Raw genomic sequence first — 24,436 nt, forward strand, 5'->3', positions numbered from 1 at the left:
CCCCCCCGAGGGGGAGCGATGCGAGCTTGGGGCGGCCCGGCGCTCGCATCAGAACACCCTGCGTGGGTCCAGCGCGTCGCGCAGGCCGTCGCCAATGAAGTTGATGGCCAGCACCGTGAGGAAGATGGCCAGGCCGGGGAACAGCGCCCAGTGCGGTGCGATGTCCAGGTAGTCCTTGGCGTCGAACAGGATGCGGCCCCAGGTCGGGATGTCGGGCGGGAAGCCCAGGCCGAGGAAGGACAGCGTGCTCTCGGCAATGATGGCGCCGGCCACGTCCACCGTGCCGGCCACGATCACCGGGCCCAGCGCGTTGGGCAGGATGTGGCGCCAGACCAGCCGCATGCGGCCCGCGCCCAGCGCCCGCGCGGCCTCGACGAACTCCTTCTCGCGCAGGCTGAAGAACTGGGCCCGCACCAGCCGCGCCACCGGCATCCAGCCAAACGCGCCGATCACGCCCACGATCAGGACGAAAACGCCGAGCTCGGGCCCGAAGGCGTTTTTCAGCGTCTCGCGGAACAGGTAGATGACCAGCAGCAGCAGCGGCAGCTGCGGCAGCGACAGGAACAGATCGGTCAGCCACATCAGCGCGGTGTCCACCCAGCCGCGGGACATGCCGGCGGCAGCGCCGACGAGCGTGCCCACGCCGATCGCCATGCCCATGGCCGCCAGGCCCACCGCCAGGCTGATGCGCCCGCCGTACAGCAGCCGCGCCAGCAGGTCCTGGCCCAGGTCGTCGGTGCCCAGCGGGTGCGCGGCAGACGGCGTGGCCAGGCGGGCGGCGAAGTCGATCTCGTTGATGGCCAGCGGCCACAGCAGCGGCCCCAGGCCCACTGCCAGCACCATCAGCGCCAGCAGCACCAGGCTGAAGACCGCCAGGCCGTGCCGGCGAAAGCGCCGCCAGGCCTCGCGGGCGGGCGAGACCACCGGGCGCGGCGCCAGGATGACGGCCGGCTCAGCGGTAGCTGATGCGAGGGTCGAGCCAGCCATAGAGCAGATCCGCGACAAGGTTGAACAAGATCACCAGGCAGGCCAGCACGAAGGTGACTGCCATGATGACCGGCGTGTCGTTGCGCAGGATGGCGTCGATCAGCAGCGAGCCGATGCCGGGAATGCGAAAAATCTGCTCGGTGACGATGGCCCCGCCGAACACCTGCGGCATCGACAGCGCGACCAGCGTGACCACCGGGATCAGCGCATTGCGCGCCACATGGCGCAGCACCACCATGCGCTCGGACAGGCCCTTGCTGCGCGCGGTGGTCACGTAGTCCAGCCGGATCACGTCCAGCGCCGCCGAGCGCACATAGCGCGTCCAGCCCGCCGCCTGGAACAGGCCCAGCACCAGCACCGGCATCAGCGTCTGGCGCAGTTGCTCCCACCACCAGGCCCAGCCGGTGGCGGGGATGTCGGCGCGGTAGACAAACGGCAGCCAGTCCAGCTTGATCGAGAACAGCAGGATCAGCAGCAGGCCGGTGAAGAAGGTCGGCAGCGAGAAGCCCATGAAAGCCAGCGTGTTGGCCAGCTTGTCGAACCAGGAATAAGGCCGCGTGGCGGCCATGATGCCAACCGGCAGCGCCACCGCCAGCGCCAGCAGCTGCGAGGCGCCGATCACCGCCAGCGTCACCGGCACGCGCTGCCAGATCAGCGTGTCCACGTCCACGCGGCTGATGAACGAGAAGCCCCAGTCGCCGTGCAGCATGGCCCACAGCCAATGGCCGTAGCGCTGCCACACCGGATCGTTCAGCCCGAGGCTTTGGCGCAAGGCCTCGCGCACCTCGGGCGGCACGTTGGGATTGGTGGCCATCTCCGAAAACGGATCGCCCGGCGCCAGCGCCAGCACGGCGAACAGCACCACGCTGATGCCCAGCAGGCTGGGCACCGCGAGCAGCAAACGACGGAGAAGGTACGGCCCCACGAACTTCAGGGAATCACGTTTCGCGGTACCAATCGGCCAGGCTGGCCATGTCCACGTCCCAGCCGTTCAGCGGCGCCACCATCTTGTTGCCCAGCCCGCTGACGGCCTGGCGGAACAGCAGCGGCACGACATAGCCGTCGCCACAGGCCAGGTCGTTCATGCGGATGAACAAGGCGGCACACTTGACCGGGTCTAGCTCGGTTTCCGAGGCCCGGTAGGCCTTGTCGAATTCGTCGCTGCGCCAGCGGCTCAGGTTCTGGCCCAGCCACTTGTTGGCCTTGCTGGCGATCTCCCAGGACACGAAGCGCTGCATGTGCCGGTCCGGGTAGGGCCGGCCCTGGCTGACCAGGTACATCTGCATGTCGGCGTAGAACTTGCCGTAGGTGTCCGGGTTGGCCACGTCCGACGAGAAGAACACGCTGGCCACGACCGACTTCAGCTCCAGCTCGATGCCGGCCTTCTGGCAGGCCTGCTTGATGATGGCCTGCACCTTCTGCCGCGGCGCGTTGATGGAAGTCTGGAACACGAACTTCAGCTTCTTGCCACCCTTCTCGCGAATGCCGTCCGCACCCCGCTTGTAGCCGGCGGCGTCGAGCACGGCGTTGGCCTTGTCGATGTTGAACTCGGGCTTCAGGTTGGCGCTGCGGAAACGCGGCGGGTTGTTGACGAAGTTCGGCGTGGCAATGCCGGCCCGGCCGAAGATGAAGTTCTGGATGCCTTGCCGGTCGATCAGCAGGCCCATGGCCTGGCGCACCGCCGGGTCACTGAACAGCGGGTGGCGCGACTTGGCGCTGGACCGCTCGCCGTCGATCTCGGCCACCGGGTCGGCGTAGTTCAGATAGAGCGACTCGGTCGAGCCACCGGCAGCAAACACCACCCGGCCCTTGCCGCCCGCTTCCAGCCGTTTGAGGATCTCGTCTTCGACCAGCAGGTTCCAGGCGAAGTCGTATTCGCCGGTCTGCAGCACCGCGCGCGCCGCGGAGACGGCGTCGCCGCCGCCCTTGAGCTCCACCGTGTCGAAGAACGGCTTGTTGGGCTGGTGGTAGTTCGGGTTCAGCTCGCCGCGCACCATGTCGCCCGGCCGGAATTCGACGAACTTGTACGGCCCGGTGCCGACCGGCTTCAGGTTGGCCGGCGCCTCGCGCGACTTGGCGCCCATGTAGGGTGCAAACAGGTGCTTGGGCACCAGCTGCACGGTGGCGGTTTCGGGCCAGAACGGCGAGGGTTTGTCGAACACCACCCGCACCGTCAGTGCGTCGACCTTCTCCAGCTTCAGGCCCAGGTAGTAGCCGACGGTGTTGGTGGCGGCGGCCGGGTCGGTGGCGTACTGCCAGTTGAAGACCACATCGTCAGCGGTGAAGGGCTGGCCGTCGTGCCAGGTCACGCCCTTCTTCAGCTTCCAGGTGACGCTCCGGCCATCGGCCGAGATGCCGCCGTTTTCCTTGCTGGGCACCTCTGCCGCCAGCACCGGCACCAGGTTGCCGTCCACGTCGTAGCGGGCCAGCGCCTCGTAGAAGATGTGCGAGCCTTCTTCGTCCTTGGTGCCGGTGGCGAAATGCGGGTTCAGCAGCGTGGGGCCCTGCCACAGCAGCAGTTTCAGCGGGCCGCCGCCACCGCGTTTGGAGGGCTTGTAGGCCGGCTCGGCAGCGCCAGCCAGACCGGCGCTGCCAAGCAGCACAGCGGCCATCGGCAGCGACAGGCCGAGCCCAGCGGCCTGGGCCAGGAAGAGGCGCCGCGGCAACGCACCGCTGCGCACCTGCTCAAGCCATTCACGCAGTTCGTTTTCTTCTTGCATCGTCGCCTCTGTTGCGAAGGGGTCAGCCGCTGCCGGCACCCAGCTCCGCGGGGCTGGGTTCGGCGCAGTGTAGCCAAGCCCTCCCAGCATGTTCGGCCGTGGGGCCGCCGGTCGCCAAGCGTGAAGCAATGCCCATGCCGCCCCGGGTTAAGCCGGATTGCCTGGCCCAACATTTGCTGGTCGCCATTGCCCGGTTCTGTACCATGGCGCACCGCGCCGACCGGCCAACCGCCGCCGATCAGCGCTTTTCCCTGGCGAACCGCCGTGATCCTGCTTTTTGCCTCGTTGTACGAAAGGTCCGCCATGTTTGCGTCCCGCCGCCTGCCTTCGTGCAGCGCCTGCCTCTTTGCCGCCGCCCTGCTGTGCGGCAGCACCGCCACCTGGGCCGGCCCCTCGCTGGACCGCATCAAGCTGACGGGCAAGATCGTCATCGCCCACCGCGAGTCTTCGGTGCCGTTTTCGTACGTACTGCCCGACAAGCAGCCGGTCGGCTATGCGCTGGACCTGTGCAGCCGCCTGTCCGAAGTCATCCGCAAACGGCTGGGCCTGGCCAAGCTGCAGACCGAGTACCTGCTGGTCACCCCTGCCACCCGCGTGGCGGCCATCACCGATGGCAAGGCCGACATGGAATGCGGCGGCACCACCAACAATGCCGAGCGCCGGCAGAAGGTGGCCTTCACCGTGCCGCACTACATCACCGGCACCCGCTACATGGTGCTGGCCAACAGCAAGATCGACGACCTGAACAACTTCGGCAGCCGCAAGCTGGTTTCGACCGCTGGCACCACCGCGCTGAAGTCCATCACGCAGAACAACAACGAGCGGCTGCTGGGCATCCAGATCCTGGAGGCGCCGGACCATGCCAAGGCGGTGCAGATGGTGGAAAGCGGCGAAGCCGACGGCTTCGCGATGGACGACGTGCTGCTGTTCGGCCTGAAGGCCAGCCGGCCGGAACCGGACAAGCTCAAGGTGGTGGGCAAGTTCCTGACCATCGAGCCGCTGGCCATCATGCTGCCCAAGAACGACCCGGAGCTGAAGACCCTCGTCGACGAGGAGATGAAGCGCCTGATCACCTCGCACGAGGCCGACGCGATCTACGCCAAGTGGTTCCTGCAGCCCATCCCGCCCAAGCAGGTCGCGCTGAACCTGCCGATGAACTACCTGCTGAAGGACTTCTGGAAGTACCCGACGGACTGGGTGCCGTTCTGAGCCTGATGCAGACGCAGAACAAGGAAACGCAGGGCCGCCCCAAGTTTCCTTGACCCCCTCGGGGGGCGGGCTGGGCGCAGCCCAGCCCTGGGGGCACACTCAATACCCGTAGCAGCTGCGCAGCTGGGCGTAGTCGTAGAAGTGCTGCGTGCCGGCCAGCTTGGCGCCGTCGCAGGCGGCCTTGAAGTCGGTCTCGGCTTCGTTGTAGAGCATCTTCACGATGACCTGGCCGGCCTTGTTGCGGTAGAGGTCCCACTGCATGTTGGCGGCCATCGGCGAGACGTCCACGCCGCGCCACGGGTTGCTGGCATAGCTGTAGGTCTGCGCCAGCGGCACCTGCTGCAGCACGTTCTTCAGGCCCATCGCCGAGGCAAACGGGATCACCGTTTCGGCGTGCGCAAAGCGCAGCTTGGCGGCGTGCGACAGGTCGCCGGCGGCGATGGCATCCGCCTCCTTGAAGAAGTCGTCCACCAGGCCTTGTGCCATCTTCCAGGTGGCACTGCCTTTCTCGCTGAAGCCGGGGCCCTTGTCGTAGAAGTCCGAAGCGTCGTTCAGCTCGGCCACCACTTCGGCCTGCGCTTGCGGCATGTAGGGCTTGAAGTTCACGCCGGCTTCGGCCTTCATCGCCGGGGCAATCGAATACAGCTCGTAGAGCAGCGCGGCCGCCGAAGCCAGGCTGTTGATCTTGGTCTTGCCGTCGCCGGTGAGCGTGGACGTGAACTTGCCGTCGTCGCTGGTGAAGCTGTAGGTGCCGATGTTGGCAAAGCTGTAGCTGCCGTTCTCGATCTTGTCCACGAAGGCCTTGGCGAACAGCCGCTCCAGGATGACGCGGCCGGCCGCGCCCACTGCCGGGTTGGCCTGCAGCGCGGCCTGACGGGAGAGCAGATCGGCGTCCGAAGCCTTGTAGGCCTGGTAGGCCTGGCTGTCCGCATAGGTGACGAAGTGCGGGTCAGCGGTGTTGGTCACCAGATCGGTCGCGGCGACCAGCTTGTGGAAGTACAGCGCAAAGCGGTCGGTGCCGGCCGGCTCGGCCACCGGCGTGCCCACGTCCGGGTAGGGGCCGGGCGCGGCCGGCGTGGTGACCAGCTTGGCCAGACCGGGCTTGGCCGCCAGCAGGCCTTCGGTGAAGTAGTGGCCGCTGTCCACCGCGCGGTCCACGCCGGAGGTGACGACGACGACCTGGCGCGGCGCCGCCACCGAGTTGTTCGCGACCTGCTTCCAGTACGGCTGCAGGCGCGAGACCAGGCGCTGCGCCAGCGCCTTGTGCTCGCTGATGCCCAGCTGCGTCTCGTTGCCGTAGCCCGGCTTGGAGATGCCTTCGACGCCGTAGCCCAGCAGGAAGTTGGCCTTCATGATCGTGTACACGTCCGGGCCGAGCGATGCGCCCAGCGGCGTCAACGCGCCATCGGCCTGGGCCTGCAGCCACATGTTGTAGACGGCCAGGTCGTACTTCAGGCTGGACAGGCCGCGCGAGCCGTGGCGGGCCAGCATCTCGGTGAACACCGGCTTGAAGCCCGCCGGCGCGGCCTCGTAGGTCGAGGCCTGCTGCTGCGGCTGGTACGGCGTCTTGGTCTGGTACCAGTAGGCCGTCGTGGTGGCTGCCGTGGCGCTGAAGGCCAGCGTGCAGCCTAGCGCCAGGCACAGCGTGCGGGGGAGGAAGTTTGGAGGGGTCATGGTGACAAGCAGGTCCAGCCGGAAAGGCCGGCCAGCTTATGAATCACCGATGACGCGGGCGTGTCAGGCCTGCAGTCTTGACAATCCACTCAAGCACCGGGCTCTCCCTCTCATCCCCCCACCTGAGGGATGCGCAACTTGCCCGCGCAACGTAAGGTACATGCCACCTTTCTGGATGGTAGCCGGCCGCGCTTTCGCGCCACGCCGACGAGTCCGCGGTTCGAACGAATGTATCGTCAGGAAAAATGAATAGGAGGCGCTGTATGAGGAGCAGTGCGGTTCGCCGCTGGTGTTGGCTCGTGGTCGGCATGGTGTTCTTGCAGCTTGGCACGGCACACGCCGCCCCAAGCTTCAGGTACGCGAGGTTGCAGCAGCAGCTTTCGCAGCCGGATGAGCAGATTGACTTCGCTGAGGCAAAGCTCCTTGTGGATCACTTGATGGATCCGTCAATCGATGGCCCCGCAGTCCTGCGCGAGCTCGACTCGCTCACCCAGGCGGTTCGTGCACGCACCTCGCCCGGACTCTCCTCTCGCGCTCGAATGGATGTCCTGCTGTCCACCCTCTATGTGCCTGGCCCATGGAACGACCATCGACCCTTCACTTACGACTTGAAGGACCCGCTCGGAAAGGATTGGCGTGCCAAGCTCCTTTCTACCTACCTGCGCACCCGAAAGGGCAACTGCGCTTCGATGCCTGTTCTTGTTGCCATCATCGGACAGCGTGTTGGCTTGACCGTCACACTGGCCACCGCGCCACAGCACATGCTGGTGAAATTCGCCGACGGCCAAACATGGCTCAATGTAGAAGCCACAGCCGGTGGCTACAAGTGGGACAGTAGCTACGAGCGAGACCTGGACATCAGTGCCAGCGCCATCGCGAATCAGATCTATCTGCGCCCCCTCAACCCACGAGAGGCCGTTGGTGCCATGGCGGCCATATTGATGGAACAACTGAACCACGACCGGCGCGGCGACGACCTCCTGGAAACCGCGGACATGCTTCTGGCGGTGAATCCGCGAGACACCACCGCCATGGTTCAGAAAGCCAACGCCTACTACCTCCAGCTTCAAGACCGCTACATCGGCCGCTACAAAACCATCGGCGACATTCCGCCAAGCTTACAAGAAGACTATCGTATTCGCAGCCATGCCAACCTTGAGTGGTTCGCCAAGGCTGAAGCGTTAGGCTGGGCGCCGCCAACCGATCAAAACACCGGGGACTATCTCAAGTCCATTCAACATCAACTGCCACAAGGAGGACAAGGGAAATGAAAACAATGCGCGAGATACTTGCCCACGTCGCAATACTTTCTGCACTTTTCATATCGAGCACCGTACAAGCTCGGCTACTGCCGATCAATTGCTCGTCAAGAGACACCCATGGCGACATCACCATCGCCGCGCAACAACTTGAGCGCAACGAATCTCACGAATCCGAGACCTTCGATGGATTCAACACCCCAGTCGACACAGAAATTCGGCAACCTCGCCATCATGAACTCCTGCTGGCACGGTTCGTCACGCCCGATCCGGAACTGACAAGCACTCAGGACGGTTCAAACTTCAACCGATACAACTACGCGAAGAATAATCCGTATCGGTATACGGACCCTGATGGGCGGGCTCCTTCTGATGATCCCGCGGCCGGAGGGGGGGGACGGTATGGCGTCCCCGTCATGACCGAGGCCACCATGGGCGGCGGGGCAACCTTCTCGCCGCCTCCCATGATGACGAACGCCGAGGCCCGTGCAGCTTTGTCCGCCATACGTGCAGAAGCTGGCCTATCACCCGCGACGGCGCCCGTAAATAAGGAAGTGGGCTCCTATACGAACCTGCACCTCAGTGGTCGCACATATAGCGGGAAAGGCGGACAACAAAGGTCCCAAGTTTCGGGTGCTCGCGTAGAAGCGGAAACCGGGGATCCACACATAGCAACTGATTGGAAGCCGTCCGAGAGTCAACGAGAGTCCTTTAAAGATGAGTCAAAAAGAATTGATGCCAATGGAGGCGTAAAAAGCGAGAAGAATTACAACAAGAACGAGTCACCTGGAAAAAAGTATCGCCAGCAAGACGAAAAGAAATAACATCACGCAGGAGAAAACCATGTCAATCGAAAACATGCCAAACGACAGCACTGGCGACGCAATAAGACGCTGGAAGGATGAAGGCTCAGACCTTAGCCGGCCAATGAAGATTGACTTCTTCATTGCCCTTCCCTCGGAAGAGGTCGGGAAGGCAATTTCACAAGCACCCGAGCTTGCAGGCTTCTCGAAATCGATCGAGAGGGACGCTCAAAGTCTGCAATGGACTTGTTACTGCGCCAAAGAGATGATTCCGGCCTACGACGAAATTACCGCGATTGAACATGCTTTAGAAGCATTGGCTGGACGATTCAACGCTAACTATGACGGCTTTGGTTCGTTTGGAAATGCGAGGTAGCAGGTAGAGAAACTTCAGATACCCAACCCATGAACGCACCAGCGATGGAGAATCTTAATTGAGCAGATTTGAAGCCGAAATCTCCACCCTCGAGATGGCATGGAACGCCGGCGGCTTTCTGGACTTGATACGGCACGGGAACTTCTCTGAGGACCAAGGAAATGGCTTCTACAAAACCATTCAATCCTTGGACTTTGCGCATGCCGAAATGATTCCCAGAAGACTGGTTTCACTTCTTTGGTATCTCCCTTCATTCCTGGCTTGGCAGGAAGAGCGAGTCGCTAAAACAAGTGGCAATGTCACGGCGTACAAGAAATTCACCACGGAGGTCATGAATACCTTGGAACGCCAGCTGGGCGTGCCGTAGCCGCGGTGAAGTCAATCGAGAGAAGATGGACAGGCAGCATCAACTGCCAGCGACATTGCCTAGCGGCGATGCAAGCGCTGAAGCGAATTCTCGAATAGGCCCAGGACTTACTTCAAGCCCCCCGAGAGGAACTGCTTCAGCCGCTCGCTCTGCGGGCGCACCAGCACTTCTCTTGGCTTGCCTTCTTCCTCGATCAGGCCCTGGTGCACGAAGATCGCATGGTTCGCCACCTCGCGGGCGAACTCCATCTCGTGCGTGACCACGAGCATGGTGCGGCCCTCTTCGGCCAGGCCGCGCATCACGCGCAGCACCTCGCCGACCAGCTCCGGGTCCAGTGCGGAAGTGGGCTCGTCGAACAGCATGACCTCCGGGTCCATCGCCAACGCGCGGGCAATCGCCACGCGCTGCTGTTCGCCGCCGGAGAGCTGCGCCGGGTAGACGTGCTGGCGGTGCGTGAGCCCCACGCGGGCCAGCAGCGCCTCGCCGCGTTCGGTGGCTTCGGCCTTGCTCTTGCCCAGCACGTGGATGGGCGCCTCGATGACGTTTTCCAGCGCGGTGCGGTGCTGCCAGAGGTTGAAGCTCTGGAACACAAAGGCCAGCCGGGTGCGCCAGTGCTGCAGCTGCTTCGCATCCACCGCGCCCAGGCTGCCGTCGTGCTGGCGCTTCAGCTGCAGCACTTCGCCGTTCAGGCTGAGCGTGCCTTCGTGCGGCTGCTCCAGCAGGTTCAGGCAGCGCAGCAGCGTGCTCTTGCCCGAGCCGCTGGAGCCGATGATGGCGACCACGTCGCCGCGCTGCGCCTGCAGCGACACGCCGCGCAGCACCTCGCGGTCGCCAAACTTCTTGTGCAGGTTCTGGACCTGCAGACCGCCGGAAACTTGCATGGGATGGATGACCTTCAGGCGGACAGCAGCTTGCCGTGGCGCAGCGCCTGCTCGCCGGCCACCTTGCCCAGCGTCATGCCGGCAACGGCAAAGCGGCGAAGGTCGCGCGCGAAGAACAGGCCGGTGACGGGGCTGTTCAGCGTGGTGACGGCGCCGCTGATCGGGTCGATCAAATCCACCAGCGGCTCGCCCGCCTGCACCTCGGTGCCCGGCGGCTGCAGGAAGACGATCATGCCGCCGTGCGGCGCCACCAGCGGGATGGAGCCCGACAGCGGCGTGGGCGCGCGGCGCAGCGCAGGCATCGGCAGCACCCGGTCTTCAGGCGCCACCGCGCCGCAGGCGATCAGGAATTGCACGATGCCTTCTGCGTCTGCCTCGGCGCGGGCGTGCGAGACGTCCGCCTCGCCGCGCAGCTCGATGGTGGCTGCCATGCACGAAGGTGGCAGCGGCTTGTCCGCGCCGAGCTTCGCGGCCAGCGCTGGCCAGACCATGGAACAGGCTTCGTCGAACGGCTCGCCACCCGAGCGCTCGGCCAGCAGCGACACCTCGGCGCGGATGCAGCGCGCCAGCAGCTCGGCGGTGGGCCAGGTGGCCGGCGTGGTGTAGAGGTGCAGCACGGCCTCGCCGTCGCAGTGCAGGTCCAGCACCACATCGGCGTCGATCGCCAGCGCCAGCAGTGTCTTGCGCAGGCTTTCCAGCTCGGTGGCCGCCGGCAATGCCGCCGCGGCGTCGCGCAGCGCGCCGCGCACCAGCGCCACGTTCTGCTGCGCGTCCGCCCCGAGTTGCTCGCCCACCGCGGCCAGCACGGCCTCGGTCAGGTCTGCATAGTTGCGGTTGAAGTTTTCGCCGCTGCCCAGCTCGAAGCGGCCCTGGTAGTTGCGCAGCACCCACTGGCCAATGCCGATCGGGTTGGCCGCCGGCACCAGCACCACTTCGCCCAGCAGCCGGCCGGCCGCTTCCAGCGCGGCCAGCGCGCCGCGCAGGTGATGGGCGACCAGCATGCCGGGCACTTCATCGGCATGCAGCGAGGCCTGGATGTAGACCTTGGGACCGCGGCCGGGCTCGCCGTGGTGCAGGCTGACCAGTTCGCGGCGGGTGCCGGGCACGGGGCTGAGCAGGGAATGGGTGACGGTTTTCATGGATACGACAACTGAAGTTTCAGCGTGCCAGATTCAGCGCGGCAAGAGCGGCTGCAGCCAGCGCTTTTCGGCCTGCCGGAACAGGGCCACCAGCACCATGGTGATCAGCACGTAGAACACGGCTGCGGTGATGAAGGCCTCGAACGGCAGGTAGTAGATCGAATGCACCTCGTTGGCGGCATTCGTCAGGTCGGCCAGCGTGACCACGCTGGCCAGCGAGGTGCCGTGCATCATCAGCACCACCTCGTTGCCATAGGCCGGCAGCGAGCGGCGGAAGGCCGAGGGCAGCACGATGCGCCTGAGCGTGACCCAGCGCGACATGCCCAGCGCCTTGGCCGCCTCGATCTCGCCGTGCGGCAGCGCCTTGATCGCGCCGTAGAGGATCTCGGTCGTGTAGGCGCAGGTGTTCAGCGCAAACGCGGCAATGGCACAGAACCAGGCCGAGCTGAGCCAGGGCCACAGGATGCTGGCACGCACCCACTCGAACTGCGCCAGCCCGTAATAGAGGATGAACAGCTGCAACAGCATCGGCGTGCCGCGCATCACGTAGGTGAACAGCCACACCGGCTTGTTGGCCCACGGTGACGGCAGGCTGCGCAGCATGGCCAGCGGCAGCGCGCCCAGCATGCCCAGCGCCAGCGCGGCGGCCAGCAGTTCAAGCGTGACGACCACGCCGTGGAAATACAGCGGCAGGCTTTCGCGGATCGCGTCGAAGTCCATCGTCAGTTCAACTTCTCTAGCCCAACAACAGGGCTCACAGCGACACGCGCCGCGTGCCGATGGACAGCCGCTTCTGCAGCCACGCAAAGCCCAGCTCGGACACGCTGGTGAACAGCAGGTAGATGCCGCCGGCCGCCATGTAGAACAGGAAGGGCTCGCGCGTGCTGCCCGCCGCGCCCTTGGCCCGCGCCATCAGGTCCGACAGGCCGATCAGCGAGACGATGGCCGTGCTCTTGATCATCACCAGCCAGTTGTTCGACAGGCCCGGCAGCGCATGCCGCAGCATCTGCGGGCCGACGATGCGGCGCAGCACCTGCCAGGGCGTCATGCCGTAGGCGACGGCCGCCTCGCGCTGGCCCGGCGGCACGGCCAGGAAGGCGCCGCGCAGCACTTCGGTCAGGTAGGCACCGAAGATGAAGCCGATGGTCAGCACGCCGGCCACATACGGGTTGATGTCCAGGCTGTCCCAGCCCATGCGCTCGGCAAAGCTGTTGGCAGCGACCTGCCCGCCGTAGAAGACCAGCAGCATCACGACCAGGTCGGGCACGGCCCGCACCAGCGTGGTGTAGGCCGTGGCCAGCCACTGCAGCGCGCGCACTTTCGAGAGCTTGGCCAGCGCGCCGGCCAGGCCCAGCACCAGCGCAATGGCCAGCGAGCCCAGCGCCACCGCGAGTGTCAGCAGCGAGCCCTCGAGCAGGCTGTGGCCGTAGCCATGCAGGAAGTCCACGCGCGCGCCCCTCTCGTCTCTTCTTCTGCCTTACTTGCCGAAGACGTCGAAGTCGAAGTACTTGTCCTGGATCTTCTTGTAGCCGCCGCTGGCGCGCAGCGAGACGATGGCGGCGTTGAACTTGTCGACCAGCGCGGTGTCAGCCTTGCGGATCGCGATGCCGGAGCCGTCGCCGAAGAACTTGGTGTCCTCGATGGCCGGGCCGATGAAGGCAAAGCCCTTGCCGATCGGCCGCTTCAGGAAGCCACCGTCCTCGGCGACCGAGTCGCCCAGCGTCGCGTCGATGCGGCCGGCCGCCATGTCCAGGTAGACCTCGTCCTGCTTGGCATAACGCACGATCTCGCTGTCCTTGTAGAAGGCGGTGACGTAGCGGTCGTGGATGGTCGTGCGCTGCACGCCGATCTTCTTGCCCTTCAGGCCGGCGGGCGACACATCCGTGCTGGCGCTGCCCTTGCCGACGAAGCGGGCCGGCGTGTTGTAGTACTTGTTGGTGAAGGCCACGGCCTTCTTGCGCTCTTCGGTGATGGCCATCGAGGCGATGATCGCGTCGAACTTCTTCGCCTGCAGCGCCGGGATCATGCCGTCCCATTCCTGCTGCACCAGCGTGCACTCGGCCTTCATCTCGGCGCACAGCGCCAGCGCCATGTCGATGTCGAAGCCTTTCAGCTTGCCGTCGGTGCCCACTTCGGAGAACGGCGGGTAGGCGCCTTCAACGCCGATGCGGACCTTCTTCCAGTCGGGCGCCTGGGCCAGCGCGGCCGTGCTGGCGAACAGACCGATGGAAGCCAGCAGGCAGGCGATCAAGAGAGGGCGGCGTTGCATCATGGTGCAGAAAGCTCCTGGGGAGAAAAAGCGCACGTGGACCGAAATGAAGGCCGCAGTATCGCGCGGCGCAGGGTGCGCGGATCAGCGGCCCGTCCAGGGTGCAAACAAGGGCCGTGCCATGCGCACCGGTTGCAGGTCCAGGTAGACGTTGACCACGCTGTAGTCGTCGCCGCCCTGCTCGTCGGAGTACCAGCCCAGCGTGTCCTTGCCCTTGTAGAGGCGGAACGAGAAGCCGAGGTCGGGCAATGGGTCGCCGGGCTGGGCCTTGGGATCGAAGGCCAGGCCGCGCACTTCCTTCTGGCTGCTGTCGATCAGGAAGCCCATCGCATTGGCCACCGTGGTGTCGCCCAGCATGTCGATGTAGAAGGGCTCGTTGGTGAAGTCGGGCTTGTAGCCGGGTGCGTTCGGGTCCAGCTTCTGGCCGCGCTGCTTGCGCTCGGACGGCGCGATCTGCCGCGTGCCCAGGTCGTAGTGGTCGCCACGGTCCAGGTAGCTGAGCTTGGCGCCGGTGAGGTTCAGTGCACCCAGCTGCGGGTTGGTCTGCGCATCGGCCAGGTCCACCAGCAAGGCACCCTTGCCGCCAATCACCTCGATCTGGTCGCCCTGCACGATGGCCGCGCTGTTCTCGTCCACGCCCAGGCCCAGCTTGTAGCCCTTGGCCAGCATCAGCGGGATCATGCGGCCGAAGCGGCCACGCTTGAGGAAATGCTGGTCCACGAACAGGTTCGGGCCGACAAAGCCCAGGCCATGGTCGACCTCCTTGCCGTCGCGCAGCTGGCCCTTCATCACGCTGAGCACGCTCAAGGCATCGCGGAACATCACCGTGCTCATCACCGCAGCACCGGCCGAGGTGCCGGCCACCACGCCGCCGCGGCGGTACACGTCCCAGATCGCCTGCAGCATCGGCGTGGGCTTGCCGCCGGGGTTGAAGGTGTCGACGATGCGCTCCTGCGCGCCGCCGGAGAAGAAGATGCCCTTGGCGTTCTTGACCAGCTCCAACAGCGATGGGTCACGCACCGCCTTGTCCAGGTCCACCCATTTCAGCGCAGGCGCCACCGGCAGTTGCTCGGCCACGGCGCCGCGGCGCTCCAGCAGGTCGCCGATGCGGCGCGCCGTCTTGTCCGGATTTTCCGAAGCGGTGCCGAACACCACCCAGCGCGAGCCGCGCCCACCGGCCAGTTCCACCAGCCGGCCCCAGACCTCGTCGTTGTCGTCCTTCAGCGCACCGCCAATGACCACCGCGTAGCCCTTGACCTGCTGGAACGGGATCGCCCCGGCGGTGATGCCGCCGGCCCGGGTCACCGTGCCGACCGACTCGCGGCTCGGTGCCTGCACCTGGGCCTGCAGCGTCGGCACCAGGCCAAAACCCAGGCCCAGCGCCAGTCCGCCCAGCAGCAGCCTGCGGCCCACCCGCTTGCCGCTGTCGCCCTGCTTCATCCTGTCCGTCTTGCGGCGCTCGCTCATGCCAAACCCATCCCAAATCCATCTGAACCACGAAAGCGGCTGCCGCGCCCGTCCGAAGGCGGCGCTTTGCCATGGCGCATCTTGGCACCGCATTTCGTGAGAACAAACGTCGCCCGTGGGATTGCGTCGAGATTGCGAGGGCCGATACAGCACCGTCGCTTGCACCGCCGTGCAATCCCTTGTGAAGCCAAGTTGCTGAATTGCGACGCTCGGTGAAAGCGCCGTGACACGCGGCGCGAACGCTTCCTAGACTCGCAGACCGACCCACACACCACAAAGCATCGCTTCGGAGGATCCTCTTCATGCATCGACCCGTCACGCCGCACGCGGCTGCCCACCGGTCCACGCGCCTTCGGGCCTGCGCCCAGGCGGTGGCCCTGCTGCTTTCCGGCGCGGCCCCGGCCTTGCTGCATGCCCAGACGGCTCCCGCCGACACACCCCAACGGGTCGAGATCACCGGCTCGGCAATCAAGCGCATTGACGGTGAAACGGCGCTGCCAGTGCAGGTCATCACGCGCAAGGACATCGACAAGGCGGGGCTGACAACGGCCGCGGAGATCGTCGCGCACATCAGCGCCAGCGCGAACAACCTGACCGACGGCGGCAGCATGGCCTACGGCGGCTTCCGCGACCAATCCGGCCTGAACGCTGCCAACCTGCGCGGCCTGGGCGTCTCGTCCACGCTGGTGCTGCTGAACGGCCGCCGCATGGCCAACTTCGCTTCGCCGGGTGACGGCGCCGGCGTCGACCTGAACACCATTCCGGCTGCGGCCATCGACCGCGTGGAAGTGCTGCTGGACGGGGCATCGTCCCTGTACGGCAGCGACGCGATTGGTGGCGTGATCAACTTCATCACCAAGCGCGACTACCAGGGCGGGGAGATCAGCGCCTACGCCGGCAAGACCGGCGAAGGCGGCGGTGGCAAACGCTCGGCCACGCTGTCGGGCGGCGTGGGCGACTATGGCCGCGACGGCTTCAACCTGTTCGGCGTGTTCGACGTCCAGAAAACCGACAGCCTCAACGCCCGCCAGCGCCACTTCATCAAGGACCTGAAGATTCCCGAGCGCTTGCCGGATTTGCTTTCCAGCGCGACCTATCCGGCCAACCTGATCCTCAGTGGCTCCCAACGCGACAGCCTGATCGCCGACGGCTACTCCAGCAACGGCAAGACGGTCATCGACTCCAGGACCATCAACCCGGCGGCCGCCACCGGCTGCAACCCACCCGCCACGCTTTACCTCCCGGAAGGCATTGGCGGCGCCGACGGTTGCACCTATGACTACATGCGCGACATCGAGCTGTACCCGAAGTCGACCAAGACCAGCCTGTTTGGTCGAGGCGTATGGGACCTGGGCGGCGGCCACCAGCTGTTCGGCGAAGCCTCCTGGGCCCGTTCGAGCACCTTGTATTCGGGCACGCCCAACCGCATTGACGCCGAAGTCGACGTCTCGCTGATCCCAGCGCTGGCCGGCACCAGCCTGGCTGGGCTGAACCCGGGCGACGAAGACCGCAGCATCACCGCCCGCACCCGGCTGGTCGAGGCCGGCCTTCGCACCAGCGAACTGGTGTCCACCGGTCAGCGCTACGTGCTGGGCATGAATGGCAATGTGTCAACGTGGGACTATGAGGTCGCGCTGAACCACAGCACCAGCCTCGTGTCCGACCGCGACCACAACGGTTACCTGAACGAGGACATGATCCGCGACGGTTTTGCCGACGGCACGCTGAACCCGTTTGGTGCCTCCGGCTCGGCCGGGCAGGCGCTCTACAACGCGGCGCAAATCCGGGGCGAAGTGCGCCACGCGTCAGGCCAGATGGACGGCGTGGACTTCAAGGCCTCGCGCCCGGTGATGAAGCTCTCCGGCGGCGACATGGCATTGGCGTTGGGTGGCGAGTTCCGCCGCGAGCGCCAGAACTACCACCAGTCGCAGGCACTGGCGGACGATCTGATCCTCGGCGAGACCTCGCAAGGCCAGGACGCCGACTTTGGCCGCTCGCGCCACGTGGGCGCGGTGTTCGGCGAAATCAGCGCTCCCGTCACCAAGCAGCTGGAGCTGCAGGCCGCCGTGCGCTACGAGCACTACGAAGTCACCGGCAGCGCGACCAGCCCGAAGATCGGCCTGAAGTACACCGTTACGCCGGAACTGATGTTCCGTGCCTCCGCTGGTTCGGGCTTCCGTGCGCCCAGCCTTTCGGACCTGTACCGCCCGGTGACCGAAGGTTCCGCCGCCACGGTCACCGACCCGGTCTGCCTGGCCAACGACCCGGAGAACACCGTCACCGACTGTTCCGACCTCTGGACCACGCTGAACTACAGCAATGCCAAGCTGAAGCCCGAGCGCTCGCGCCAGTTCACGCTGGGCACGGTGTTCGAGCCCCAGCGCGGCATGAGTGTCAGCCTGGACTACTGGAACGTCCAGAAGAAGGACACCATCAGCACCATCGGTGTGGACGTGATCCTGGCCCACCTGGACAAGTACGGCAGCCTGGTGCACCGCTACAACGACCCGGCCGGCGACCCCGACAGCGACTTCATGCGCGTGTGTGGCGACGACCTGGACCCGGACGACAACTCGATCTGCTACATCGACCTGGTCAAGCAGAACCGCGGCCAGCAGCGCATCTCGGGCCTGGACATCGGCCTGTCGCTCAGCAAGTTGCAAAGCGGTGTCGGCACCTTCGGCGTGCGGCTGAATGGCACCTGGACCGTTTCGTCCAAGCAGCAGACCGGCAACGGCGACCCCTTCGTGAGCAACCTCGGCGAGTTCGTCAACGACGGCGTGGTGCAGCGCTGGCGGCACACGGTGGCCTTGGACTGGGAACAGGGCCCGTACTCGGCCACGCTGTCCAACAACTACCTCTCGGGCTACAAGGACCAGCACATCATCGGCAAGGATGATCGCCGCGTCTCGGCCTACACACTGTGGAACCTGTCCGGCGCCTGGGACATCACCAAGGACTTCACGCTGCGCGGCGGCGTGCAGAACCTGTTCGACACTGCGCCGCCGTTCTCGCAACAGGCCTGGTACTTCCTCTCCGGCTACGACCCCAGCTACACCGACCCGCGCGGCCGCTTCTTCTACGCCAGCGCGACCTACCGGTTCAAGTAAGCCTCACTCGTTCCACACCAGCCCGGCCGCTCGCGCGCCGGGCTTTTTTTCGTTCATCGTGGCCAAGGCCTGTCAGGTTTCGCCGGCTCGCGCGACCAAGGTTCACCGAAGCCTGAAAAGCTTCAACAAAACGTGAAACCTGCGCGTGCGCACCGGCCGAACAATGGCCTGGGGCGGGCGTGCGCCTGCCCGTGCCAAGCGATGCCGAACCCTGTGCCGAAAAAAGTCCTGCTGGTCGAAGACGACGCGCCGATTGCCGAGCTGGTGCAGATGCACCTGCGTGAAGAAGGCCTGGACGTGATGCATGCGGCCAGCGGCGACCTCGGCGCCGAGCTGCTGGCGCGCAGCCATTGGGACGCACTGGTGCTGGACCTGATGCTGCCAGGCGTGGACGGGCTTGAAATCTGCCGCCGCGCGCGGACCATGGCGCGCTACACGCCCATCATCATGATCAGCGCCCGGGCCAGCGAGGTGCACCGCATCCTCGGGCTGGAACTGGGTGCCGACGACTACCTCCCCAAACCCTTCTCGATGCTGGAGCTGGCCGCCCGCGTGAAAGCCTTGCTGCGCCGCACCGAGGCGCTGGCGCGCGACGCGCGCAATGAGTCCGGCGCACTGTCGCTGCACGGCCTGGAGATCGACCCGCTGGCGCGCGAACTGCGGCGGGACGGCAAGTTGATCGAACTGACACCGCGCGAGTTCGACCTGTTGTATTTCTTCGCCCGCCACCCCGGCCAGGTGTTCTCGCGCATGGACCTGCTGAACAAGGTCTGGGGCTACCAGCACGACGGCTACGAACACACGGTCAACACCCACATCAACCGGCTGCGGCTGAAGGTGGAACAGAACCCCGCGCTGCCACAGCTGGTACTCACCGTGTGGGGCCGCGGCTACCGCTTCGCGGCGGAGGTGCCGGCGTGAAGCGCGGCTGGTCGCTTTCCACCCGATTGGCGCTGCTGTTCGGCGGCCTGCTGCTGGCCTGCGGCCTCGCAGCGACCGCGCTGCAGATCCACGCCGGCGACCAGCGCGAGCAGGAGGTGGTGCAGCGCCTGTCGCTGGGCCTGGCCGGACACATCGCCGGCCATGAACTGCTGATGCTGCCGGACGGACCCGATGCGCGCAACGTGCAGCGGCTGTTCACCAAGCTGATGGACGTGAACCCCAGCGTGGAGCTGTACCTGCTGGGCACGGACGGCCGCATCCTCGCCGAGGCCGCGCCGCCGGGCCACCTGAAGCGCCACCAGGTGGACCTGGGCCCCGTGCAGCGCCTGCTGGCCGGGGCCGCGCTGCCGGTGTGGGGCGACGACCCGCGCAGTGACGCGGGGGAGAAAGTCTTCAGCGCCGCGCCGCTGTGGACCAACGGCCGGCTCGCGGGCTATGTCTACGTGGTGCTGATCGGCGAGGAGCATCAGGCGCTGCTCCACCCCTGGGCCGATGCACCAGCCCACATCGGTGCGATGGCGCTGATCACCGGCCTGGCGCTGCTGGCCGGGCTGCTCGCGCTGCGCGCCATCACACGGCCGCTGCAAAGACTCACGCGCATCGTGCAGCGCTTCGACCACGAGGGCCTGGGTGGACTCGAAGCGGCGCAGCAGGCGCTGGCTGGCGAGCCCCCGGCCAGCGACGAGATCGGGCGCCTGCGCCAGGCCTTTGGCCACATGGCGCAGCACCTGGCCGCGCAGTGGCAGGACCTGAGCCACCAGGACCAGCAGCGCCGCGAGATGGTGGCCAACATCTCGCACGACCTGCGCACGCCGCTGACCTCGCTGCACGGCTACCTGGAGACGCTGAAGCTCAAGGCCGCGCTGCTCAGCGAAGCCGAGCGGGCGCGCTACCTGGACGTGGCCATCGGGCAGAGCCGGCAGGTGGGCCGGCTGGCGCAGGAGTTGTTCGAACTGGCGCGGCTGGAGTACGGCGCGGTGACGCTGAGCCGCGAGATCTTTGCCCTGCCGGACTTGGTGCAGGATGTCTGCCAGAAATTCGCGCTGGCCGCCGAGGCGCGCGGCCAGCGGCTGCAGGCCGACATCGGGCCGGCACTGCCGCAGGTCGATGCGGACGTGGGCCTGATCGAACGGGTGCTGACCAACCTGATCGACAACGCGATCCGCCACACGCCGCCGGGCGGGCTGATCGAGCTGCGGCTGAGGGCGCAGGGCCAGGCAGTGGAAGTGCGGGTGCGTGACGACGGCCCCGGCGTGCCCGAAAAGCTCAGGCCACAGCTGTTCGTGCGACCGAGCTTCCAGACCGGGCTGCGCGGCCGTGCCGGCGGCCTGGGCCTGGTCATCGTCAGCCGCATCCTGCTGTTGCACGGTTCGCAGATCCGGCTGATGCCTTCGTCACAAGGCGCCGACTTCGCCTTTCAGCTGGCACCCGTTCGGACCTGACCCGCCGCGCACACGGCGGGCCGAGCGCCGGGCCGCTCCCAAGCCGGCCCGTGTCCCCTCGGGGGACCGTCCGGCGTACCCGAGGGGCGAGGGGCGAGGGGCACAAGGTTCACGATTTGTTGATCTTTGCGTGAACAAACGGCGAGCACCCTCACCGGAGACTTCGGTTCAACGCAAGGCGAACAAGGCCTTGCGAACAACAGGAACCTCTTTGTTCAACCGCATTCCTCGCTTCCTCCTGGAGATCAACATGACTGTTTCCCGCCGCACCTTGAGCGCCATCGGCCTGGCCATCTCTGCCTTCGCGTCCACCGGCGCCATGGCCGACACCGTATCGGTCCCTGGCCTGCACAGCCACAAGCTCTTCACCAGCAGCAATGCCGCCGAAGGCAACGAGCTGATGGTGCTGGCGCCTTCCGCTACCGGCGAGCTGGGCGTGGTCGCCCACACCACCACCGGCGGCCTGGGCCTGGGCGCGGGCCTGGGCTCGCAAGGCGCCGTCACGCTGAGCGGCGACGGCCAGTACGCGCTGGTGGTCAACGCCGGCAACCACACCGTCTCGGTCTTCACGCTGGGCGAGGACACGCTGACGCTGAGCGCGGTGGTCGACTCTGGCGGCCTCACGCCGATCAGCGTCACCGAGCACGAAGGCCAGGTCTATGTGCTCAACAGCGGCGGCGCCGGCAACGTGGCCGGCTTCATGCTGGCAAACGGCCAGCTGACGCCGGTGGCGGGCGCGGTGGCACCGCTGTCGGTCGCCACCGGCGCCGCACCGGCCCAGGTCAGCTTCAGCGCAGACGGCAAGGCCCTGATCGTGACCGAGAAAGGCACCAACAAGCTCAGCAGCTATCACGTGCATGCCGACAGCTCGCTCAAGGGCCCGATCGTCACCAACTCGCCCGGCATGACACCCTTCGGCTTCGCGGTGAGCCCGTCCAACGTGATGGTGGTCAGCGAAGCGGTGGGCGGCGCAGCCGGTGCCAGCACGGTCTCGTCCTACCGCTTCAAGGACGGCTCGCCGGCCGTGCCGCGCGTGATGAGCGCTGCCGTGCCCGACACGCAAAGCGCCGCCTGCTGGGTCGCCATCACGCCGAACGGCAAGTGGGCCTATGTGGCCAACACCGGCAGCAGCTCGGTCTCCAGCTACCGCATCGACAGCAAGGGCATGATCACGCTGAGCGCAGCCGTGGCCGGCAACACAGGCGCCGGCACCGCGCCGGCAGACCTCACGGTGGCCGCCGACGGCCAGCACCTGTACGTGCGCAACGGCGGCGTGCCCGGCATTGCCAACTTCGTGATCGGCAAGGGCGGCGTGTTGAGCGCCGGCACCAGCTTCACCGGTCTGTCAGCCATCGCGACCGGGCTGGCCGCGAACTGACGACCCCAACCGGACTTCAGGGTTGCCCGCCCAGCTGCTTCTTCAAGGCCACGCCCACGCCCTTGTTGACGAACTGGTAGGTGGCGACCTTGGAGAGGTCCACCTCGCCGGCCTTGTACAGGCCGGCGCGCACCATCTTGTCGTAGAAGTCCTTCACGCGCTCCGGCTTCATCGCGCCGATGCCCAGCGTCAGGCTGTCGCCGCTGTCGACCACGCCCAGTTCCTTCATCAGCGCAAGTGACTGGTCGATGGTGGCCTGGTCCATCTCGGGGTTGTCGCGCTTGATCAGCGCGTCGCCCTTGCTGTGGTCGCCGTAGAGGTAGTTGACCCAGCCGATGATGGAGGCTTCGACAAAACGCTGCACCAGCGCCGGGTTCTTCTGCACCGTCTCAGTCCGGGTCTCGATGGTGGTGCTGTAGGTGCTGTAGCCGTGGTCGGCCAGCAGGAAGGTCAGCGGCTTGAAGCCGCCCTGCTTCTGGATGCTGATCGGCTCTTCGACCGCGTAGCCCTGCTGCACGCTCTTCTTGTCGGCCAGGAAGGGGCCGAGGTTGTAGTTGTAGGGACGCAGCTGTTCGTCGCTGAAGCCGTAGTCGGCCTTCAGCCAGGCCCACCAGGAGAACTGCGCGTCCTTGGCGATCCAGGCGACCGGGGCCTTTTTCAAATCCTCGAACTTCACGTAGCCCTGGCCGGGGTGGGCCATCAGCGCCTGCGGGTCCTTCTGGAAAAGACTGGCGACGGTGACGACCGGCACGCCGTTCTTCACGTTGTCGAAGCTGTGCAGCAGGTTGCCGGTCATCAGGAAGTCGATCTTGCCGGCGGGCAGCAGCGGCCGGTTGTTGACCTGCGGGCCACCGGGCCGGATCTCGACCTCCAGGCCGTACTTCTTGTAGGTGCCGTCGGCAACGGCCTGGTAGAAGCCGCCGTGTGCGGCCTGGGCCTTCCAGTTGGTCGCGAAGACGACCTTGTCGTCCGCCTGTGCCAGGCCGCTGGCGCCGGCCATCGCCACCGCGGCCAGGGCCGCCACCGTCCAGTTCGTGCTCGTCATCGTGATGCTCCTCCAACGATGCGGCATGGTAGCGGCGGCGAGGTTCCGCTGCAGCATCAGCGTGAGGATGCACGCCGCTGTGCCAGCCGCAGCACCAGTGCGCCGCTGCTGGCCAGCGCGGCCAGCAGCGCCACGCCGCTCCAGCCCCAGGTCGACAGCGCCAGGCTGCCCAGCGCAGCACCGCTGGCCATGCCGATGAACACGCCCGTGAACAGCAGCGCATTCAGGCGGCTGCGCGCGGCCGGCTCCAGGCCGTAGACGATGGTCTGGTGTGCTACCAACGCGGCCTGGATGCCGAAGTCGAAACCGATGGCGCTGGCCACGATCAGCCCCAGTTGTGCGCCAGCGGGCAGCAACGGCGCCAGCAGCATGGCCGCGAAGGACAAGGCGGCCAGCCCGGCACCCAGGCGGATCACCAGCTCCGGCCCGCGCCGGTCCGACAGCCGGCCGGCCAGCGGCGCGGCCAGCGCACCGGCGGCACCGGCCAGGCCAAAGGCACCGGCCGCAGCGCTGCCGAGGTGGAAGCTGTTGTGCAGCATCACTGCCAGCGTGGACCAGAAGGCGCTGAAGCCCATCGACAGCAGGCCTTGCGCCATGGCCGCGCGGCGCAGGCCCGAATGGCGGCGCCACAGCGAAGCCATCGAGCCCAGCAGCGCGCCGTAGCCCAGTTGCGTGGTGGGCGTGAAGCGCGGCAGCCCGCGCCAGACGGCCACGCCCACCGCTGCGATGGCCAGCGCCGCGCCCAGGTACATCGCGCGCCAGCCGAAGTGTTCGGCCACGAAGCCGCTGACCACGCGCGACAGCAGGATGCCCAGCAACAGCCCGGTCATCACCGTGCCGACCACCTTGCCGCGCTGCGCCTCGGGCGCCAGCGTGGCCGCGGCCGGCACCAGGTCCTGTGCCATCGTCGCCGTCAGGCCGACGGCCAGGCTGCCCGCCACCAGGCCGGCAATGCCGGGCGCCACGCCGCATAGCAGCAGCGCCAGCGTCAGCAGCACCGCCTTCACCAGGATCACGCTGCGGCGGTCGAAGCGGTCACCGAGCGGCGCCAGCAGCAGGATGCCCAGCGCATAGCCCAGCTGCGTCACGGTCGGCACCAGGCCGACGGCGCGCGTGCCGGCTTGCAGGTCGGCGCCCAGCACGCCCAGCATCGGCTGGCTGTAGTACAGCGAGGCCACGCTGAGGCCGGTGCCTGTCGCCAGCAACAAGACCAGGCCCGCTGGCACGCCGGCTTGGGCCGGCGCGGGCTGGGCATGCACGGAAGGAATGGAGGTCATGGTGAAAACCCTTAAAATCGAATTGACGCCAGTGTCTTCCCGGGTGAGCAAGAACGGTAGTCGCGGCCCGCGCAGATTCGCTATACGCTTG

The 24,436-nt window shown here is 66.3% G+C and carries 21 protein-coding genes; 9 read left to right on the forward strand and 12 right to left on the reverse strand.

Annotation, left to right across the window (positions count from 1 at the left end):
• Positions 1-48: 48 nt before the first annotated feature.
• From AC3WR5_RS19240 to AC3WR5_RS19250, 3 genes are read right to left on the reverse strand one after another with little or no spacing between them, the layout of a single operon-like run.
• A complete protein-coding gene (locus AC3WR5_RS19240; protein ID WP_492486365.1) occupies positions 49-987 on the reverse strand; it encodes an ABC transporter permease in 939 nt (312 codons plus the stop codon).
• The gene (locus AC3WR5_RS19245; RefSeq protein WP_492486366.1) at positions 953-1,912 is read right to left on the reverse strand and encodes an ABC transporter permease; all 960 of its coding nucleotides are present in this window, start codon (positions 1,910-1,912) and stop codon (positions 953-955) included. Before AC3WR5_RS19245 ends, AC3WR5_RS19240 begins: the two co-directional genes overlap by 35 nt.
• Positions 1,913-1,925: 13 nt before the next feature.
• Entirely contained in the window at positions 1,926-3,707 is a 1,782-nt protein-coding gene (locus AC3WR5_RS19250; protein ID WP_492486368.1) for a peptide ABC transporter substrate-binding protein, read from the reverse strand.
• Positions 3,708-4,010: 303 nt separating this feature from the next.
• Between AC3WR5_RS19250 and AC3WR5_RS19255 the strand changes: the two genes are divergently transcribed.
• The gene (locus tag AC3WR5_RS19255) at positions 4,011-4,916 is read left to right on the forward strand and encodes an amino acid ABC transporter substrate-binding protein (protein ID WP_492486369.1); all 906 of its coding nucleotides are present in this window, start codon (positions 4,011-4,013) and stop codon (positions 4,914-4,916) included.
• Positions 4,917-5,015: 99 nt separating this feature from the next.
• Here AC3WR5_RS19255 and AC3WR5_RS19260 read toward each other — a convergent pair whose 3' ends face one another.
• Positions 5,016-6,590, reverse strand: coding sequence for a histidine phosphatase family protein (locus tag AC3WR5_RS19260; protein ID WP_492486370.1), 1,575 nt, complete (start codon positions 6,588-6,590; stop codon positions 5,016-5,018).
• Between the two features lie 308 nt (positions 6,591-6,898).
• Here AC3WR5_RS19260 and AC3WR5_RS19265 point away from each other — a divergent pair, with 308 nt between their 5' ends.
• Genes AC3WR5_RS19265 through AC3WR5_RS19280 form a run of 4 tightly spaced genes read left to right on the forward strand, consistent with a single transcriptional unit; the run spans position 6,899 to position 9,395 of the window.
• Entirely contained in the window at positions 6,899-7,861 is a 963-nt protein-coding gene (locus AC3WR5_RS19265) for a transglutaminase family protein (RefSeq protein ID WP_492486798.1), read from the forward strand.
• A complete protein-coding gene (locus AC3WR5_RS19270) occupies positions 7,858-8,673 on the forward strand; it encodes an RHS repeat-associated core domain-containing protein (RefSeq protein WP_492486372.1) in 816 nt (271 codons plus the stop codon). Before AC3WR5_RS19265 ends, AC3WR5_RS19270 begins: the two co-directional genes overlap by 4 nt.
• 19 nt (positions 8,674-8,692) lie before the next feature.
• Positions 8,693-9,028, forward strand: a complete 336-nt coding sequence (locus tag AC3WR5_RS19275) for a ribonuclease E inhibitor RraB (protein ID WP_492486373.1) — start codon at positions 8,693-8,695, stop codon at positions 9,026-9,028.
• Positions 9,029-9,086: 58 nt separating this feature from the next.
• Entirely contained in the window at positions 9,087-9,395 is a 309-nt protein-coding gene (locus AC3WR5_RS19280) for a hypothetical protein (protein ID WP_492486374.1), read from the forward strand.
• A gap of 107 nt (positions 9,396-9,502) precedes the next feature.
• Here the strand turns inward: AC3WR5_RS19280 and AC3WR5_RS19285 are convergent, their stop codons facing one another.
• The 6 genes from AC3WR5_RS19285 to AC3WR5_RS19310 form a co-directional block, all read right to left on the reverse strand.
• Positions 9,503-10,276: an ABC transporter ATP-binding protein gene (locus tag AC3WR5_RS19285; protein WP_492486376.1), complete on the reverse strand. Its 774-nt coding sequence runs from the start codon at positions 10,274-10,276 to the stop codon at positions 9,503-9,505.
• A 14-nt stretch (positions 10,277-10,290) separates the two neighbouring features.
• A complete protein-coding gene (locus tag AC3WR5_RS19290) occupies positions 10,291-11,415 on the reverse strand; it encodes a succinylglutamate desuccinylase/aspartoacylase family protein (protein ID WP_492486378.1) in 1,125 nt (374 codons plus the stop codon).
• Positions 11,416-11,448: 33 nt separating this feature from the next.
• A complete protein-coding gene (locus AC3WR5_RS19295; protein ID WP_492486380.1) occupies positions 11,449-12,135 on the reverse strand; it encodes an ABC transporter permease in 687 nt (228 codons plus the stop codon).
• Between the two features lie 34 nt (positions 12,136-12,169).
• Positions 12,170-12,862, reverse strand: a complete 693-nt coding sequence (locus AC3WR5_RS19300) for an ABC transporter permease (RefSeq protein ID WP_492486381.1) — start codon at positions 12,860-12,862, stop codon at positions 12,170-12,172.
• A gap of 30 nt (positions 12,863-12,892) precedes the next feature.
• Entirely contained in the window at positions 12,893-13,684 is a 792-nt protein-coding gene (locus AC3WR5_RS19305) for an ABC transporter substrate-binding protein (protein ID WP_492486383.1), read from the reverse strand.
• 84 nt (positions 13,685-13,768) lie between these two features.
• Positions 13,769-15,151: a cyanophycinase gene (locus AC3WR5_RS19310; protein WP_492486385.1), complete on the reverse strand. Its 1,383-nt coding sequence runs from the start codon at positions 15,149-15,151 to the stop codon at positions 13,769-13,771.
• A gap of 302 nt (positions 15,152-15,453) precedes the next feature.
• Between AC3WR5_RS19310 and AC3WR5_RS19315 the strand changes: the two genes are divergently transcribed.
• From AC3WR5_RS19315 to AC3WR5_RS19330, 4 genes are all read left to right on the forward strand, one after another.
• On the forward strand, positions 15,454-18,261 hold the full coding sequence (locus AC3WR5_RS19315) for a TonB-dependent receptor (RefSeq protein WP_492486387.1): 2,808 nt from the start codon (positions 15,454-15,456) through the stop codon (positions 18,259-18,261).
• Between the two features lie 201 nt (positions 18,262-18,462).
• A complete protein-coding gene (locus AC3WR5_RS19320; protein WP_492486389.1) occupies positions 18,463-19,182 on the forward strand; it encodes a winged helix-turn-helix domain-containing protein in 720 nt (239 codons plus the stop codon).
• Positions 19,179-20,645 (forward strand): sensor histidine kinase, encoded by a 1,467-nt coding sequence (locus AC3WR5_RS19325; protein WP_492486391.1) that lies wholly within the window; start codon positions 19,179-19,181, stop codon positions 20,643-20,645. The genes AC3WR5_RS19320 and AC3WR5_RS19325 overlap by 4 nt, the downstream gene beginning before the upstream one ends.
• A gap of 250 nt (positions 20,646-20,895) precedes the next feature.
• Positions 20,896-22,023: a lactonase family protein gene (locus tag AC3WR5_RS19330; RefSeq protein WP_492486393.1), complete on the forward strand. Its 1,128-nt coding sequence runs from the start codon at positions 20,896-20,898 to the stop codon at positions 22,021-22,023.
• A 16-nt stretch (positions 22,024-22,039) separates the two neighbouring features.
• On the opposite strand, the gene AC3WR5_RS19335 is transcribed toward AC3WR5_RS19330, so the two are convergent.
• The gene (locus tag AC3WR5_RS19335) at positions 22,040-23,068 is read right to left on the reverse strand and encodes an ABC transporter substrate-binding protein (protein WP_492486394.1); all 1,029 of its coding nucleotides are present in this window, start codon (positions 23,066-23,068) and stop codon (positions 22,040-22,042) included.
• Positions 23,069-23,124: 56 nt separating this feature from the next.
• Complete coding sequence (locus AC3WR5_RS19340) at positions 23,125-24,345, reverse strand: MFS transporter (RefSeq protein ID WP_492486395.1); 1,221 nt, start codon at positions 24,343-24,345, stop codon at positions 23,125-23,127.
• Positions 24,346-24,436: the final 91 nt, after the last annotated feature.

This window comes from Ideonella sp. FW305-24 (assembly GCF_058788035.1).

Excerpts from the sequence above, each read along its gene's own strand:
- AC3WR5_RS19255 (WP_492486369.1), top strand. The coding sequence starts at position 4,011 with ATGTTTGCGTCCCGCCGCCTGCCTTCGTGCAGCGCCTGCCTCTTTGCC.
- AC3WR5_RS19315 (WP_492486387.1), top strand. The coding sequence starts at position 15,454 with ATGCATCGACCCGTCACGCCGCACGCGGCTGCCCACCGGTCCACGCGC.
- AC3WR5_RS19335 (WP_492486394.1), bottom strand. The coding sequence starts at position 23,068 with ATGACGAGCACGAACTGGACGGTGGCGGCCCTGGCCGCGGTGGCGATG.
- AC3WR5_RS19260 (WP_492486370.1), bottom strand. The coding sequence starts at position 6,590 with ATGACCCCTCCAAACTTCCTCCCCCGCACGCTGTGCCTGGCGCTAGGC.
- AC3WR5_RS19340 (WP_492486395.1), bottom strand. The coding sequence starts at position 24,345 with ATGACCTCCATTCCTTCCGTGCATGCCCAGCCCGCGCCGGCCCAAGCC.
- AC3WR5_RS19270 (WP_492486372.1), top strand. The coding sequence starts at position 7,858 with ATGAAAACAATGCGCGAGATACTTGCCCACGTCGCAATACTTTCTGCA.
- AC3WR5_RS19275 (WP_492486373.1), top strand. The coding sequence starts at position 8,693 with ATGTCAATCGAAAACATGCCAAACGACAGCACTGGCGACGCAATAAGA.
- AC3WR5_RS19310 (WP_492486385.1), bottom strand. The coding sequence starts at position 15,151 with ATGAGCGAGCGCCGCAAGACGGACAGGATGAAGCAGGGCGACAGCGGC.
- AC3WR5_RS19320 (WP_492486389.1), top strand. The coding sequence starts at position 18,463 with ATGCCGAACCCTGTGCCGAAAAAAGTCCTGCTGGTCGAAGACGACGCG.
- AC3WR5_RS19330 (WP_492486393.1), top strand. The coding sequence starts at position 20,896 with ATGACTGTTTCCCGCCGCACCTTGAGCGCCATCGGCCTGGCCATCTCT.
- AC3WR5_RS19250 (WP_492486368.1), bottom strand. The coding sequence starts at position 3,707 with ATGCAAGAAGAAAACGAACTGCGTGAATGGCTTGAGCAGGTGCGCAGC.
- AC3WR5_RS19240 (WP_492486365.1), bottom strand. The coding sequence starts at position 987 with ATGGCTGGCTCGACCCTCGCATCAGCTACCGCTGAGCCGGCCGTCATC.
- AC3WR5_RS19305 (WP_492486383.1), bottom strand. The coding sequence starts at position 13,684 with ATGCAACGCCGCCCTCTCTTGATCGCCTGCCTGCTGGCTTCCATCGGT.
- AC3WR5_RS19295 (WP_492486380.1), bottom strand. The coding sequence starts at position 12,135 with ATGGACTTCGACGCGATCCGCGAAAGCCTGCCGCTGTATTTCCACGGC.
- AC3WR5_RS19290 (WP_492486378.1), bottom strand. The coding sequence starts at position 11,415 with ATGAAAACCGTCACCCATTCCCTGCTCAGCCCCGTGCCCGGCACCCGC.
- AC3WR5_RS19285 (WP_492486376.1), bottom strand. The coding sequence starts at position 10,276 with ATGCAAGTTTCCGGCGGTCTGCAGGTCCAGAACCTGCACAAGAAGTTT.
- AC3WR5_RS19265 (WP_492486798.1), top strand. The coding sequence starts at position 6,899 with ATGGTGTTCTTGCAGCTTGGCACGGCACACGCCGCCCCAAGCTTCAGG.